Genomic DNA, 14,622 nt, shown 5'->3' with positions numbered 1-14,622 from the left:
TCCCTCCTCCGCGTGATCGCGGGGGAGGGGCCTTCCGTCAGCCCTCTCCAACTTTGAATTTTCGCGGGCAGTCCCGCAGAAGGAACCAAGATGAACCAGGAAGTCCTGAACATCTTCAATCCGGTCCAGGCCGCTCCGACCTTCGACCAGATCCGCATCTCGCTGGCTTCGCCGGAAAAGATCCGCTCGTGGTCGTTCGGCGAGATCAAGAAGCCGGAAACCATCAACTACCGCACGTTCAAGCCCGAGCGTGACGGCCTGTTCTGCGCCCGTATCTTTGGCCCGACCAAGGACTACGAATGCCTGTGCGGCAAGTACAAGCGCATGAAGTACAAGGGCATCATCTGCGAAAAGTGCGGTGTTGAAGTCACCCTGGCCCGCGTCCGTCGCGAGCGCATGGGCCACATCGAGCTGGCCTCGCCGGTCGCCCACATCTGGTTCCTGAAGTCGCTGCCCTCGCGCATCGCCATGATGCTCGACATGCCGCTGAAGGACATCGAGCGCGTCCTGTACTTCGAATACTACATCGTCACCGAGCCGGGCCTGACCCCGCTGAAGCAGCACCAGCTGCTGTCGGAAGACGACTACATGCGCGCCCAGGAAGAGTACGGCGACGACAGCTTCACCGCCGAGATCGGCGCCGAGGCCGTCCAGAACCTGCTCAAGGCCATCGACCTCGAGAAAGAGGCCGAGCGCCTGCGCGAGGAACTGTCCGGCACCGTCTCGGACATGAAGCAGAAGAAGTTCAGCAAGCGCCTGAAGATCCTGGAAGCCTTCCAGGAGTCGGGCAACCGTCCCGAGTGGATGGTGCTGACGGTCGTTCCGGTCATCCCGCCGGAACTGCGTCCGCTGGTGCCGCTGGACGGCGGCCGCTTCGCGACCTCGGACCTGAACGACCTGTATCGCCGGGTCATCAACCGTAACAACCGCCTCAAGCGCCTGATCGAGCTGCGCGCCCCCGACATCATCATCCGCAACGAAAAGCGGATGCTGCAGGAGTCGGTCGACGCCCTGTTCGACAACGGCCGTCGCGGTCGCGTCATCACCGGCGCCAACAAGCGTCCGCTGAAGTCGCTGGCCGACATGCTGAAGGGCAAGCAGGGCCGCTTCCGCCAGAACCTGCTGGGCAAGCGCGTCGACTATTCGGGCCGTTCGGTCATCGTGGTCGGTCCCGAGCTGAAGCTGCACGAGTGCGGCCTGCCCAAGAAGATGGCTCTGGAGCTGTTCAAGCCGTTCATCTACGCGCGCCTGGACGCCAAGGGCCTGTCGGGCACCGTCAAGCAGTCCAAGCGCATGGTCGAGCGCGAGCAGCCGCAGGTGTGGGATATCCTCGAAGAGGTCATCCGCGAGCACCCGGTCATGCTGAACCGCGCGCCGACGCTTCACCGTCTGGGCATCCAGGCGTTCGAGCCGAAGCTGATCGAGGGCAAGGCCATCCAGCTGCACCCGCTGGTCTGCGCCGCGTTCAACGCCGACTTCGACGGCGACCAGATGGCCGTGCACGTCCCGCTGAGCCTGGAAGCTCAGCTGGAAGCGCGCGTCCTGATGATGTCGACCAACAACATCCTGTCGCCCGCCAACGGTCGCCCGATCATCGTGCCGTCGCAGGACATCGTCCTGGGCCTGTACTACCTGTCGGTGGCCCGCGAGGGTGAGCCAGGCGAAGGCAAGATCTTCGCCGACCTGGGTGAAATCGAAGCCGCCATGGACGCCGGCGTCGTCTCGCTGCACGCCAAGATCAAGGCGCGTCACACCGAGATGACCCCGGACGGTCAGCTGCTGCGCAAGGTGATCGACACCACGCCGGGCCGCATGAAGATCGCCGCCCTGCTGCCGCACCACCCGCAGATTGGCCACCGCCTGATCGAAAAGGCGCTGACCAAGAAGGAAATCGGCAATCTGATCGACATCGTCTACCGCCACTGCGGTCAGAAGGCGACGGTCATCTTCGCAGACAAGATCATGGGCCTGGGCTTCAAGGAAGCCGCCAAGGCGGGCATCTCGTTCGGCAAGGACGACATCATCATTCCGCAGCGCAAGACCGCGATCGTGGATGAGACCCGCAAGCTGGCCGAGGAGTACGAGCAACAGTACGCCGACGGCCTGATCACCAAGGGCGAGAAGTACAACAAGGTCGTTGACGCCTGGGCGAAGGCCACCGACCGCGTCGCCGACGAGATGATGGCCGAGCTTCAGATGAAGCATAAGGACGAGAACGGCCGCGAGAAAGAAATCAACGCCATCTACATGATGGCCCACTCCGGCGCTCGTGGTTCGCAAGCCCAGATGAAGCAGCTGGGCGGCATGCGCGGCCTGATGGCCAAGCCGTCCGGTGAAATCATCGAGACCCCGATCGTCTCGAACTTCAAGGAAGGCCTGACCGTTCAGGAGTACTTCAACTCCACCCACGGCGCCCGTAAGGGTCTGGCCGACACCGCGCTGAAGACCGCCAACTCGGGCTACCTGACCCGTCGTCTGGTCGACGTCGCGCAGGACTGCATCATCGTCGAGGAAGACTGCGGCACCACGCGGGGCATCACCCTGCGCGCCGTCGTCGAGGGCGGCGACGTGCTGGTCTCGCTGGGCACCCGTGTCCTAGGTCGCTTCACGGCTGAGGACGTCAAGGATCCGGGCACCGGCGAGCTGGTCGTTCCGGCCGACACCTATATCGACGAGAACATCGCCGACGCCATCGAGGCGGCGGTCGTCCAGTCGGTGAAGGTCCGCTCGGTCCTGACCTGCGAAGCCAAGGTTGGCGTCTGCGGCGCCTGCTACGGCCGCGACCTGGCCCGCGGCACCCCGGTGAACATCGGCGAAGCGGTCGGCGTCATCGCCGCCCAGTCGATCGGTGAGCCCGGCACGCAGCTGACCATGCGTACGTTCCACATCGGCGGCACCGCCCAGGTGGCCGAGCAGTCGTTCTTCGAAGCCTCCAACGAAGGTACGGTCCGCGTGATCGGCCCGACCGTTGTCGGCGCCGACGGCGCGCTGGTCATCATGAGCCGCAACACCTCGGTCAGCGTGCTGGTCGACGGCAAGGAGCGCGAGACCTACAAGCCGCCGTACGGCGCCCGCCTGCGGGTCAAGGACGGCGACACGGTCAAGCGCGGCCAGCGCCTCGGCGATTGGGACCCCTACACCACCCCGATCATCACCGAAGTGGCCGGCAAGATCCGCGCCGAGGACCTGGTGGATGGCCTGTCCATCCGCGAGGAAGTCGACGAGGCGACCGGCATCGCCCAGCGCGTCATCGCCGACTGGCGTACGTCGGCCCGCGGTTCGGACCTGCGTCCGGCCATGGGCGTGCTGTCGGAAGACGGCTCGTACAAGCGCCTGTCGAACGGCGGCGAGGCTCGCTACCTCCTGTCGGCCGGCGCCATTCTCTCCGTCGCCGATGGCGACGAAGTGAAGCCGGGTGAAGTGATCGCGCGTATCCCGACCGAAGGCGCCAAGACCCGGGACATCACCGGTGGTCTGCCGCGCGTCGCCGAACTCTTCGAAGCCCGCCGTCCGAAGGACTGCGCGGTCATCGCGGAAATGGACGGCCGTGTCGAATTCGGCAAGGATTATAAGAACAAGCGCCGGATCAAGATCACGCCGGACGTCGACGCCGATGGCAACCAGGCCGAGGCGGTCGAGTTCCTGATCCCGAAGGGCAAGCACATCGCCGTCCACGACGGGGACTTCATCTCCAAGGGCGAGTACATCATCGACGGCAACCCGGATCCGCACGACATCCTGCGCATCCTGGGCGTCGAGGCCCTGGCGAACTTCCTCGTCGACGAGATCCAGGAGGTCTATCGACTGCAGGGCGTGCCGATCAACGACAAGCACATCGAGACGATCGTTCGTCAGATGCTGCAGAAGGTCGAGATCCTCGAGCCCGGCGACACCGGCCTGATCAAGGGCGACCACCTCGACAAGCCGGAGTTCGACAAGGAACAGGACAAGGCGATCGCCCGCGGCGGCCGTCCGGCTGTGACCCAGCCGGTGCTGCTGGGCATCACCAAGGCCTCGCTGCAGACCAAGAGCTTCATCTCGGCCGCGTCGTTCCAGGAAACGACCCGCGTCCTGACCGAAGCCTCGGTGCACGGCAAGACCGACACCCTGGAAGGCCTGAAGGAAAACGTCATCGTGGGTCGCCTGATCCCCGCGGGCACGGGTTCCTATCTGCGCAGCCTGCAGCGCGTCGCCGCCAAGCGCGACGAGCAGCTGGCCCAGCAGCGCGAAGAAGCGATGGAGCCGTTGCCGGCCGAGATCGCGCTCGCGGATTCGGAGTAAGCCTTCTGGCTTAGAGGAGATACGGAAAGGCCCGGGAGCGATCCCGGGCCTTTTTCGTTGTCCGGGACGTTCAGCGACTGGAGAACGCCATGTCCGATTACGAGCTCTACTACTGGTCCGCGCCGTTTCGCGGGCAGTTCGTGCGCGCCGTCCTGGCCCATGCCGGCAAGAGCTGGACGGAAGGCGGCGACGCGGCGATCGCGGACCTGATGGGCGGGCCGGTGAAGGCCATGCCGGTCCCGTTCATGGGACCGCCGATGCTGGTCGACAAGAAGGCCAAGGTCGCCATCGCGCAGACGCCGGCGATCGTCCTCTATCTGGGCGAGACGCTGGACCTGCTGCCGTCGACGCCGGAGCTGCGCGCCCTGACGCTGAAGATCGTCTGCGACGCCAACGACGTCATCGACGAGATGACCAATGACGGCGGGCGCGAGATGTGGACCGACAAGCGCTGGGCCGCATTCGTGCCCCGCCTGAAGAAATGGATGTCCTTCTGGGAAGAGACCGGCCGCCGTCATGGCCTGACGGCCGACGCCGGCTTCCTGCTGGGCGGCGAGACGCCCGGCGTCGCCGATGTCGTCACCGCCACCCTGTGGTCGACCCTGACCGAGCGCTTCGCGTCGATCGGCGAGCTTCTCGACGAGGCCGCGCCCATGACCGCCGCCCTGGTCCGTCGCGTCGCCCAGCTGCCGCCGCTGCGCGCGCTGGCCGACAAGGCCCGCGAGGACTACGGCGACACCTGGTGCGGCGGCCAGATCGAGGCGTCGCTCAGGAAGGTGCTGGGCGACTAGGGCTAGCGCGGTTCGCGCACGTAGATGGTCTTGGTCGAGCGGCCGCGGAGCAACAGGCCCAGGACCACGCCGAGACCGGCCGCGATACCCAGGGCCCGGGCCGGCTTCAGTCGCGCCCAGGCTTCGAGGTCGCCATAGCGGGTCTGGATCTCGTCGCTGGCCTGGGCGGCGATGTCCTTGACCCGGGCGCGGGTTTCGTCGACCGCCTCGGAGGCGACCTCCTTGAGGCTGTCATAGGCGTCGTGGGCGCTGCTCGCGACGGCCTTGAGCTTGGGCTCGACCTTGGCGCGGGCGGCTTTGGCGGTCGTCTGGGGAGTCAGGCTGTCGGCATAGTCGGTCATGATCGAACCTCGGGGACGGGAAGGGGGCGCGGGCGCGCCGCGAGACGCTTGCACAACCCCGGGGGACGCCGAGCGTTCCGCCGACCTCGCCCGACCCGACGCTGGCCGCGACGTTCGGGGAGCCGGAGTCGCCGTCCGAGAGGGACCAACTCGACCGCTGGACGCCGTCCCAGCATGCAACGCCGCTGCGACAGAACGTCGCGGCAGGTCGTGGTGACGTTTTCATAACGTTGATATTCATCAAGATTTTAAACCATGCGGGCGATGCAGGATCTTGATCCGCCTCAAAAGCCCAGAGCTCATGCGCGCCAGCATCTCGACCAAGGTCAGCCTGACCATCGCCGCCGCCTTCCTCGTCCTGACCGTCGCGGTCCTGGCGATCGTGGCGCACAGCTCGCTGGACTTCGCCCGTCGTCAGGCGACGCAGGCGCAGGAGGCCAGCATGCGGGTGGCGTGGGACGTCATCGGCGAGCGGGGCAAGAGCTTCCGCCGCGAGGGCGACAAGCTGCTGGTCGGCGACCATGCGCTGAACGGCGACTTCGACGGCGTCGATCGCGTCAAGGCCCTGGTCGGCGGCACCGCCACCGTCTTCATGGGCGACACGCGCATCACCACCAACGTCACCAAGGACGACGGCTCGCGCGCCGTCGGCACCTCCTTGGCCCGGGGGCCCGTCCACGACGCGGTGCTGGGCAGGGGCGAGGCCTATCGCGGCGAGGCCAAGATCCTCGGCAAGCCGTTCTTCGTCGCCTACGATCCGATCAAGGACGCGTCGGGCCAGGTGATCGGCGTGCTCTATGTCGGCGTGCCCCAGGCCGACTACTTCCAGCCGGTCTATCGCCAGGTGACCCTGCTGGCGCTGGCCTGCGTGCTGCTGGGCGCGGCCGGGGGCGGCCTCTCGGTGCTCATGACCCGTCGCCAGCTCTCGCCGCTGTCGACCTTGCGCGACGCCATGAGCCGGCTGATGGGCGGCGACCTCGCCGTCACCCTGCCGTTCGCCGGCCGAGCGGACGATATCGGCCTGATGGCCGACGCCGTGCATCGCTTCCGCGACGAGGCGCTGGAGAAGAGGCGCATCGCCGCCGAGGCCGCCGCCCATCGCGAGGCTTCGGAAGCCGAGCGCGACGCCACCGGCGCCGACAACGCCCGCCGCGCGGGTGAGCAGGCCCAGGTGGTGCGCCGCCTGGCCGAGAGCCTCCACCGCCTGTCGGCCGGCGACCTGACCGTGCGCCTGAGCGAACCCTTCGCCCCCGACTACGAAGGCCTGCGCGCCGACTTCAATCGCGCCGTGGAGGGCCTGGAAGACGCCATGGGCGCCGTGGTCTCGGCCGTGTCGGGCCTGAACGCCGGAGCCGGCGGCATCGCCAGCGCCGCCGACGATCTGTCGCGCCGCAGCGAGGCCCAGGCCGCCAGCCTGGAAGAGACCGCCGCCGCGCTCGACGAGATCACCGCCACCGTCCGCCGCACGGCCGATGGCGCCAAGGAAGCCCACCGCGCGGTCGGCGACGCCCAGGCCGAGGCCGGTCGCAGCCGCGAGGTCGTGGCCTCGGCGGTCGAGGCGATCGGCGGCATCGAGGCCTCGTCGCGCCAGGTGGCCCAGATCATCGGGGTGATCGACGAGATCGCCTTCCAGACCAACCTTCTGGCCCTGAACGCCGGCGTCGAGGCCGCTCGTGCGGGCGAGGCCGGTCGCGGCTTCGCGGTCGTCGCCCAGGAGGTGCGGGCCTTGGCCCAGCGCTCGGCCGACGCGGCCAAGGAGATCAAGATCCACATCGGCGACTCGGCGCGCCAGGTGGAGGCGGGCGTGTCGCTCGTCGGCGCGGCGGGCGAGACCTTGCAGCGCATCGCCAACCAGGTCGGCGCGATCAGCGGCGTGATCACCGAGATCGCCGCCTCGGCCCAGGAACAGTCCGCCGGCCTGTCACAGGTCAATACGGCCGTGAACCAGATGGACCAGGGCACCCAGCATACGACGGCCATGGCCAGCCGCTCGGCGGCTTCCAGCCAGGCGCTGCTGGACGAGGTCAACGGCCTCGCCGCCCTCGTCCAACGCTTCAAGGTCGGCGGCGCGGCGTCGATGCGCCGAGCGGCCTAAAAGCCCTTCTCTCATAGAGGGAGGGGCGGGAGAGGAAGGCGGTCTAGCCCTTGGCCAGGGCGCTGGCCGCCTTGCCGTCGTACTGACCGCCGAAGTTGGTCTTCAGGTGGGCCATGATCGCCCCGACATTGGCGTCGGGGTTGTTGGCCTTGAAGGCGTCGATGGCCGCGCGCAGTTCGGCTTCCGTCATCTGCTTGGGGCCGTACGACGACAGGATCGCCAGTTCGGTCTCGGCCGCCTTGATCCGCTCGTCCACCTTCGACGCATCGCCGCCGGCCTCGGCCAGGCGGGCGCGTTCGGACGCAAGGTTTTCCAGCGTCAGCTTGCTGTTCTTCGAGAACTTGGCGACGGTGGCGACGACCTTGTCATCGGTGACCTCGGTCACGCCGCGTTTGAATTCCTCGGTCGTGATCTGCGTGGCTTCGCCGATCAAGGTGGTGAGCAGGTCGGCCTTCAGGCGATCGTTCTGCTTGCGCGCCGCCAGTTGGTCAGCCTTGAGCTGGTCGAGCAAAGCCATGTCGTCGTCCTTTCAGGTCACTCTATTCGATCGTGCTGCGTAGATAGTGACCGCGGGGCGGCTTGTCGCGTGACCTCATCGGCCCCTCCCTCTCTCGCTGAGAGAGGGAGGGGCCGGCGCGGTCTCGCCTACTTCCGCCCCACCACCGGCAGCTCGATGTAGGATTCATCCCCCGCCGCGTGGTGGATCGCGTTATTGGCCACCACGAACTTGGTCTCCTTCTCGTTGTCGCCGCCGGTGTTCAGGTTGCGGACGAACTTCGGGAAGTTGGACGAGGTGACCTCCACGCGGATGCGGTGGCCGGGCAGGAAGGTGTTGCTGGTGGTGATCGGCGTCGGTTTGACCGTGTAGGTCTGGCCGGCCGTCATCATCGCGGGCTTCTCGTAGCTGTCGCGATAGCGGGCCCGCATGATGGTGTCGCCCAGGATATAGGCCGTGCCGTCCGGCCCGACGTCGACCAGCTTGACGGCGAAGTCGGTGTCCTTGGCGTCCGACGAGACCTTCAGGACCGCGCGGACGAAGCCGGAGACCTCCAGCGGCTCGGTCAGCGGCTCGCTGGTGTAGACGAGCACGTCGTCGCGGGTCTCGACGCCGCGCTGGTCGAAGGCCCCGGCGATGACCAGGCCGCCGTTGCAGCAATCGCCGCCGCCCACGGTCTGGACCGGATTGGCCGGATCATAGGCGTAGCGGTCGGCCTGCTCGCCGGCCCCCGGCGCGACCGCCGTCAGCCTGCCGTCGCCGGCCAGGCTGTTGGCGCGGCCGCTGGAGCGCAGATAGAGCTTCATCGGAGCCGAGCCCTCCGGCGGCCACTGGGCCGATTGCTTCCAGCTGTTGGCGCCCATCGAATAGTAGCGGACCGGCGGCGTCGACTTCGGGAAGGCGTTGACGTCGCCTTTCAGCCAGCGGTCGAAGAAGGCGTAGACCTCCTTGTCGGCGTCGAAATTGACCGTGCCCATGTCGCGGTCGCCGGACTTGTAGGGGGCCTGCAGCACGCGGGCGTTGAAGCCGCAGTGGTTGCTGGGCGTGACGATGGCGTACTGGTTGTCGCTGGCTTCCTTGTCCGATTTCACCGCGCGGGCGTGGTTGAACAGGGCCATGTTCGGGCCGATCGACACGTCGTACCAAGAATTGAACCACAGGGCCGGGACGCCCCAGCCCTTGTCGTCGTGATAGAGGCCGCCCTTGCGCCAGGCCGGGTCGGCCGGGCCGTCGCGGTTGATCAGTTCCTCGAACGTGCCCTTGGGCTCGCCCAGGTCCTGCAGCATCTCGTTGACCGGCAGGTGGCGGATCTGGGTGGGCCAGTTCACCTCGGGCTTCTTGGCCTCCAGGTCGTTGTACTTGGCCAGGCGGGCGATGGTCTTGGAATCCAGCCCCTTGGGCGGCTGGGCGCGCAACGGATTGTCGACGCCGTACAGCCAGACGAAGAACAGGTTGCGCGGCACGCCGCCGGTGTACCAGTTGCCCTGTTCCTGGAACTCGCCGACCTTGCCGATGCCGGCGCCCGACGATTGCGGAACCATGGCGGCGTGGGCCGGGTGGTTCTGGCCGGCCAGGGCCAGCTGCCATTCGGCCGTCGACGAGCAGCCGCGCGTGCCGACCTTGCCGTTCGACCAGCTCTGCTTGGCGATCCAGGTCAGGGTGTCATAGCCGTCGGTCTGCGGATGACCCAGGATCTCCCACTCGCCTTCGGAATAGTAGCGGCCGCGCTCGTTCTGCAGCACCAGGGCGTAGCCGTGCTTGATGGCGTCCAGCGCGTTGCGGGTGCTGGCGGCCTTGTAGGGCATCTCGTTATAGGGCGTCTTGATCAGGATGGTCGGCAGCGGCCCGGTCGCGCCCTTGGGGCGATAGACGTGGGTCGCCAGCCGCACGCCGTCGCGCATCGGCACCATGACGTACAGCTGCACGTCGGCCTTGGCCGCCAGTTCGCGATCGAGCGCGGCGTCGGAAAATTGCGAATAGTCCTGGGCCATCGCCGCCGACGGAGCCGTCGACGTGACCAGGATCAGCGCGGCGCACAATGAAGCCGAAAAACGCATGACGTCCCCTCACAACCAAGGCGCGCCCCTTGAGCCCGCGCGCCAACCTGGCGGGGAGGGTATTCCGAGGGCGTACGGAGGAAACCCCTTTTTCGGCGGTTCGCTTTCTAGCGCTGGTCGTTCTCGCGGGACCGCTGCTTGGCGCGGGCGTCGGCCTTGTCGTAGTCGCGCAGCTGCTTGAGGCGCTGCTGCTGGGCGTTACGCGTGCGACCCAGGCCGTCCTGTTCGGCGCCGAGCACGAACGGGATTTCCTTCATCGTGCCGGGCTGGTCCTTGCTGCGATGGTCGACACCCAGCCCCATCGGCGCTTCGTTCGCCTTGCGGGCCAGCTCCTGCATGATCGCCTGGGCCTCGAACTCGCGCGCCTTGGCCGCGTTCAGCGGGCCGGCATAGGTCCCGCGCGGCGGGGCGGCGCCGAAGCGCTCGTCGCACTTCTCGCGCTCGCGACGGTTCAGGCCGACGGCGTCGGCGCTGACGCAGCCCGTGGCGCTGCCCCGCAGGGCCGTCTTCAGGTCGCCCGCGCCTTCGCCGGGCAGCGGCGCGGGACGGATCGCCGTTCCCGGGCGGGCGATTCCCGTCGCGGGAACCGACAGGGTCGGAACGCCGGCCGGCGCGGACCGGGCCGGCGCGCGCGCCTGGAAGGACGGGGCGGGCGAGGGCGCGGCGGTCGCCGCCGAGGCGGGCGCGGGGCGGGGCTCCGGACGCGTCTCGGGAACCGGACGCTCAAGGTCCAGGGTCATCACCGACAGGTCGTCGGCGACCATGGTCTCAAGCAGAGGCCGCGCGGGAATCGCCAGCCAGGCCAGAAGCGCCACGTGCAGCAGCAAAGATCCGGCGAGAATCGTCGCCCGCCGCCGATTGTCCCTGCCGCGCCTCACGATGACTCTCACCTGGCCTCCCCAGCCTTGCCGTCGCCCTCCCCACGTGGTGCGCGAGGCGGATGAGACAAGGCGCTCCATCCCGACGCGAGCCTGCACAGCTTGCGGTGGCGAAATCTTGGCCTTGGGAGGCTCCTTAAGGCGGCGTTAACCGGCGCGGGAACAGGCGGTTGACGTTGAGCCCCTTCGCGAGTACATACCGCGCTCTTTTTCGAGGCGGTCGTTCGCGTCCGTTCCGATGAGCTTCCGTCCTCGCGGGCGGAGAACCCGCCGGTGTGCTTCCCGCGCCCCGGCGAGTTTCGTGTTTATCGGGTCTCCAAGCGGAGCCTTGAACCAAGAACAACAAAGACAAGGACCTGAAGCGCCCCGGCCGAAAGGCACACGCTTCCATCAGAGCAGAGACTTAATGCCTACCATTAACCAGCTCATCCGTAAGCCGCGCTCTCCGAAGCCGGTGCGGAACAAGGTGCCGGCCCTGAAGGGCTGCCCCCAACGTCGCGGCGTCTGCACGCGCGTCTACACCACGACCCCGAAGAAGCCGAACTCGGCTCTGCGTAAGGTCGCCAAGGTCCGTCTGACCACTGGCATCGAAGCCGTGTGCTACATTCCGGGCGAAGGCCACAATCTGCAGGAGCACTCGGTGGTGCTCATCCGCGGCGGCCGCGTCAAGGACTTGCCCGGCGTCCGTTATCACATCCTGCGCGGCGTCCTCGACACCCAAGGTGTCAAGGATCGTAAGCAGCGTCGTTCGCTCTACGGCGCCAAGCGTCCGAAGTAAGGAAAAAGAAGAATGTCCCGCCGTCGCCGCGCAGAGAAGCGTCAAGTCCTGCCGGACCCCAAGTTTGGGGATCTGGTTGTCACGAAGTTCATGAACTACGTGATGTACGAAGGCAAAAAAGCCGTCGCCGAAAACATCATCTATGGTGCTTTCGACATCCTGGAGTCCAAGCGCAAGGACCAAGGTCCGCTTGAGACCTTCCACTCCGCTCTGGACAACGTCGCTCCGGCGATCGAAGTCCGTTCGCGCCGCGTCGGCGGCGCCACGTACCAAGTGCCGGTTGAAGTCCGTCCGGACCGTCGCCGCGCCCTGGCCATCCGTTGGCTGGTGACCGCCGCTCGCAAGCGCGGTGAAAACACCATGACCGAAAAGCTGGCTGGTGAGCTGCTCGACGCTTCGAACAACCGCGGCACCGCCGTGAAGAAGCGCGAAGACACCCACAAGATGGCTGAAGCCAACCGGGCGTTCTCGCACTATCGCTGGTAAGCTTTTCGCGACCAGCACTCTTTCAGGCGCGGGCGGTTTGCGATAAACCGCCCGCGCCGCACGTTTAAATGTCCCTGCCTCACCGCAGCGCTACGCAGAGCTTCATCATGGCCCGCCAGCATAAAATCGAAGACTACCGCAACTTCGGCATCATGGCGCACATCGACGCCGGTAAGACCACGACGACCGAGCGGATCCTGTATTACACGGGTAAGTCGCACAAGATCGGCGAAGTCCACGACGGCGCCGCCACGATGGACTGGATGGAGCAGGAGCAGGAACGCGGCATCACGATCACGTCGGCCGCGACGACCGCTTTCTGGAACGGCAAGCGCCTCAACATCATCGACACCCCCGGGCACGTCGACTTCACGATTGAAGTCGAGCGCAGCTTGCGCGTGCTCGACGGCGCCGTGACGGTGCTGGACGGCAACGCCGGCGTCGAGCCGCAGACGGAAACCGTCTGGCGTCAGGCCGACAAGTACAAGGTTCCGCGCATCGTCTTCGTCAACAAGATGGACAAGATCGGCGCCGACTTCGACAAGTCGGTGGAATCGATCCGCGACCGTCTGGGCGCCAAGGCCGTGCCGATCCAATTCCCGATCGGTTCGGAAACGAACCTGAAGGGCCTCGTGGACCTGGTCCGCATGAAGGCCGTGGTCTGGGACAACGACGCCCTGGGCGCGAACTTCCGCGACGAGGAAATCCCCGCCGACCTGATGGACAAGGCGATCGAAGCCCGCGCCTATCTGGTCGAGAACGCCGTCGAACTCGACGACGAGGCGATGGAAGCCTATCTGGGCGGCGAAGAGCCCTCGGAAGCCACGATCAAGAAGTGCCTGCGCAAGGCCGTTCTGACCGGCGCCTTCTATCCGATCCTCTGCGGCTCGGCCTTCAAGAACAAGGGCGTGCAGACGCTCCTGGACGCCGTCGTCGACTACCTGCCGTCGCCGCTGGACATCCCGCCGACCAAGGGCATCGACTTCAAGACCGAAGAAGAAGTCGTGCGTCACGCCTCGGACGACGAGCCGCTGTCGGTTCTGGCGTTCAAGATCATGGACGACCCCTTCGTCGGTTCGCTGACCTTCTGCCGCATCTACTCGGGCAAGCTGGAAACCGGCATGTCGCTGCTGAACGCCACGCGCGACAAGCGCGAGCGCGTCGGCCGCATGCTGCTGATGCACTCGAACAACCGCGAAGACATCAAGGAAGCCTATGCCGGCGACATCGTCGCCCTGGCTGGCCTCAAGGAAACCCGCACGGGCGACACCCTGTGCGATCCGCTGAAGTCGCCGGTCATCCTGGAGCGCATGGAATTCCCGGCGCCCGTGATCGAGATCGCCGTCGAGCCCAAGTCGAAGGCCGACCAGGAAAAGCTGGGCGTCGCCCTGCAGAAGCTGGCCGCCGAGGATCCGTCCTTCACCGTCTCGACCGACCACGAGTCGGGCCAGACGATCCTGAAGGGCATGGGCGAGCTGCACCTCGACATCAAGATCGACATCCTGAAGCGCACTTACAAGGTCGAGGCCAACATCGGCGCGCCGCAGGTCGCCTATCGTGAATCGCTGGGCCGCAAGGTCGAGATCGACTACACGCACAAGAAGCAGACCGGTGGTACGGGCCAGTTCGCCCGCGTCATCATCACGTTTGAACCGGGCGAGCCCGGCTCGGGCTTCGTGTTCGAGAACGCGATCGTCGGCGGCGCGGTGCCGAAGGAATATATCCCGGGCGTCCAGAAGGGCCTGGAATCGGTCAAGGACAACGGCCTGCTGGCCGGCTTCCCGCTGATCGACTTCAAGGCGACCCTGACGGACGGCAAGTTCCACGACGTCGACTCGTCGGTCCTGGCCTTCGAAATCGCCGCCCGCGCCGCCTTCAAGGAACTGCGCGAGAAGGGCAATCCGAAGCTGCTCGAGCCGATCATGAAGGTCGAGGTCGTGACGCCGGAAGAATACCTGGGCTCGGTCATCGGCGATCTGAACAGCCGCCGTGGCATGATCCAGGGTCAGGACATGCGCGGCAACGCGACTGTCGTGAACGCCTACGTGCCGCTGGCCAACATGTTCGGTTACGTGAACACCCTGCGGGGCATGTCGCAAGGCCGCGCTCAGTTCAGCATGGTCTACGATCACTACGATCCGGTGCCGCAACACGTCGCCGACGAAGTGATCAAGAAGTACGCCTAAGCTTTTCCCAAGGAAAAGCGTGGGTTAGAGATCGAGAGGGTTCCTTGGAACCCTCTCGCAACACCCCAGAAGTCCCACCTATTTTGAAGGCCCCTCTGGGGTCCTGGAGCTAAGAAGATGGCCAAGGAAAAGTTCGAACGCACTAAGCCGCACTGCAACATCGGCACCATCGGTCACGTTGACCATGGCAAGACGACGCTGACGGCGGCGATCACGATCACGCTGGCGAAGTC

General features: G+C 66.3%; 11 protein-coding genes and 1 pseudogene. 7 read left to right on the top strand and 5 right to left on the bottom strand.

All coding sequences use genetic code 11. The features are described 5' to 3' along the window. The first annotated feature begins 90 nt into the window (after positions 1–90). Both rpoC and EIK80_RS21530 read left to right on the top strand, forming a co-directional pair. Positions 91–4,281 carry a DNA-directed RNA polymerase subunit beta' gene (gene rpoC, locus EIK80_RS21535; protein WP_125159071.1) on the top strand — a complete coding sequence of 1,397 codons (4,191 nt, stop codon included), beginning with the start codon at positions 91–93 and terminating at the stop codon, positions 4,279–4,281. Positions 4,282–4,370: 89 nt separating this feature from the next. Beyond that, a complete protein-coding gene (locus EIK80_RS21530; protein ID WP_125159070.1) occupies positions 4,371–5,072 on the top strand; it encodes a glutathione S-transferase in 702 nt (233 codons plus the stop codon). Positions 5,073–5,074: 2 nt separating this feature from the next. On the opposite strand, the gene EIK80_RS21525 is transcribed toward EIK80_RS21530, so the two are convergent. Then, on the bottom strand, positions 5,075–5,413 hold the full coding sequence (locus tag EIK80_RS21525) for a DUF883 family protein (RefSeq protein WP_125159069.1): 339 nt from the start codon (positions 5,411–5,413) through the stop codon (positions 5,075–5,077). Positions 5,414–5,714: 301 nt separating this feature from the next. Between EIK80_RS21525 and EIK80_RS26970 the strand changes: the two genes are divergently transcribed. Continuing rightward, a complete protein-coding gene (locus EIK80_RS26970) occupies positions 5,715–7,508 on the top strand; it encodes a methyl-accepting chemotaxis protein (RefSeq protein ID WP_125159068.1) in 1,794 nt (597 codons plus the stop codon). A 43-nt stretch (positions 7,509–7,551) separates the two neighbouring features. Here the strand turns inward: EIK80_RS26970 and EIK80_RS21515 are convergent, their stop codons facing one another. From EIK80_RS21515 to EIK80_RS21500, 4 genes and pseudogenes are all read right to left on the bottom strand, one after another. Beyond that, entirely contained in the window at positions 7,552–8,025 is a 474-nt protein-coding gene (locus EIK80_RS21515; RefSeq protein WP_125159067.1) for a GatB/YqeY domain-containing protein, read from the bottom strand. 128 nt (positions 8,026–8,153) lie between these two features. Then, positions 8,154–9,995: a CocE/NonD family hydrolase gene (locus tag EIK80_RS21510; RefSeq protein WP_370450251.1), complete on the bottom strand. Its 1,842-nt coding sequence runs from the start codon at positions 9,993–9,995 to the stop codon at positions 8,154–8,156. Positions 9,996–10,168: 173 nt separating this feature from the next. Further along, positions 10,169–10,951 carry a hypothetical protein gene (locus EIK80_RS21505; RefSeq protein WP_233586903.1) on the bottom strand — a complete coding sequence of 261 codons (783 nt, stop codon included), beginning with the start codon at positions 10,949–10,951 and terminating at the stop codon, positions 10,169–10,171. Between the two features lie 124 nt (positions 10,952–11,075). After that, a pseudogene (locus tag EIK80_RS21500) lies at positions 11,076–11,322 on the bottom strand (hypothetical protein). 23 nt (positions 11,323–11,345) lie between these two features. Here EIK80_RS21500 and rpsL point away from each other — a divergent pair. From rpsL to EIK80_RS21480, 4 genes are all read left to right on the top strand, one after another. After that, on the top strand, positions 11,346–11,717 hold the full coding sequence (gene rpsL / locus EIK80_RS21495; RefSeq protein WP_004624021.1) for a 30S ribosomal protein S12: 372 nt from the start codon (positions 11,346–11,348) through the stop codon (positions 11,715–11,717). A 12-nt stretch (positions 11,718–11,729) separates the two neighbouring features. Further along, positions 11,730–12,203: a 30S ribosomal protein S7 gene (gene rpsG / locus EIK80_RS21490; RefSeq protein ID WP_096052471.1), complete on the top strand. Its 474-nt coding sequence runs from the start codon at positions 11,730–11,732 to the stop codon at positions 12,201–12,203. Positions 12,204–12,310: 107 nt separating this feature from the next. Next, positions 12,311–14,389, top strand: coding sequence for an elongation factor G (gene fusA / locus EIK80_RS21485; protein ID WP_125159065.1), 2,079 nt, complete (start codon positions 12,311–12,313; stop codon positions 14,387–14,389). A 117-nt stretch (positions 14,390–14,506) separates the two neighbouring features. Then, positions 14,507–14,622: GTP-binding protein (locus tag EIK80_RS21480; RefSeq protein ID WP_148099114.1), on the top strand; the 116-nt coding region annotated here is incomplete at its 3' end.

Source organism: Caulobacter sp. 602-1, assembly GCF_003931565.1.
Taxonomy (GTDB): domain Bacteria; phylum Pseudomonadota; class Alphaproteobacteria; order Caulobacterales; family Caulobacteraceae; genus Caulobacter.
The sequence above is the reverse complement of the archived record's forward strand: the minus strand, read 5'-3'. Positions and strand labels throughout refer to the sequence as shown.

Bases quoted from the DNA above. Each gene is read 5' to 3' on its own strand.
- rpoC (WP_125159071.1), top strand. From the start codon at position 91: ATGAACCAGGAAGTCCTGAACATCTTCAATCCGGTCCAGGCCGCTCCG.
- EIK80_RS21530 (WP_125159070.1), top strand. From the start codon at position 4,371: ATGTCCGATTACGAGCTCTACTACTGGTCCGCGCCGTTTCGCGGGCAG.
- EIK80_RS21525 (WP_125159069.1), bottom strand. From the start codon at position 5,413: ATGACCGACTATGCCGACAGCCTGACTCCCCAGACGACCGCCAAAGCC.
- EIK80_RS26970 (WP_125159068.1), top strand. From the start codon at position 5,715: ATGCGCGCCAGCATCTCGACCAAGGTCAGCCTGACCATCGCCGCCGCC.
- EIK80_RS21515 (WP_125159067.1), bottom strand. From the start codon at position 8,025: ATGGCTTTGCTCGACCAGCTCAAGGCTGACCAACTGGCGGCGCGCAAG.
- EIK80_RS21510 (WP_370450251.1), bottom strand. From the start codon at position 9,995: ATGGCCCAGGACTATTCGCAATTTTCCGACGCCGCGCTCGATCGCGAA.
- rpsL (WP_004624021.1), top strand. From the start codon at position 11,346: ATGCCTACCATTAACCAGCTCATCCGTAAGCCGCGCTCTCCGAAGCCG.
- rpsG (WP_096052471.1), top strand. From the start codon at position 11,730: ATGTCCCGCCGTCGCCGCGCAGAGAAGCGTCAAGTCCTGCCGGACCCC.
- fusA (WP_125159065.1), top strand. From the start codon at position 12,311: ATGGCCCGCCAGCATAAAATCGAAGACTACCGCAACTTCGGCATCATG.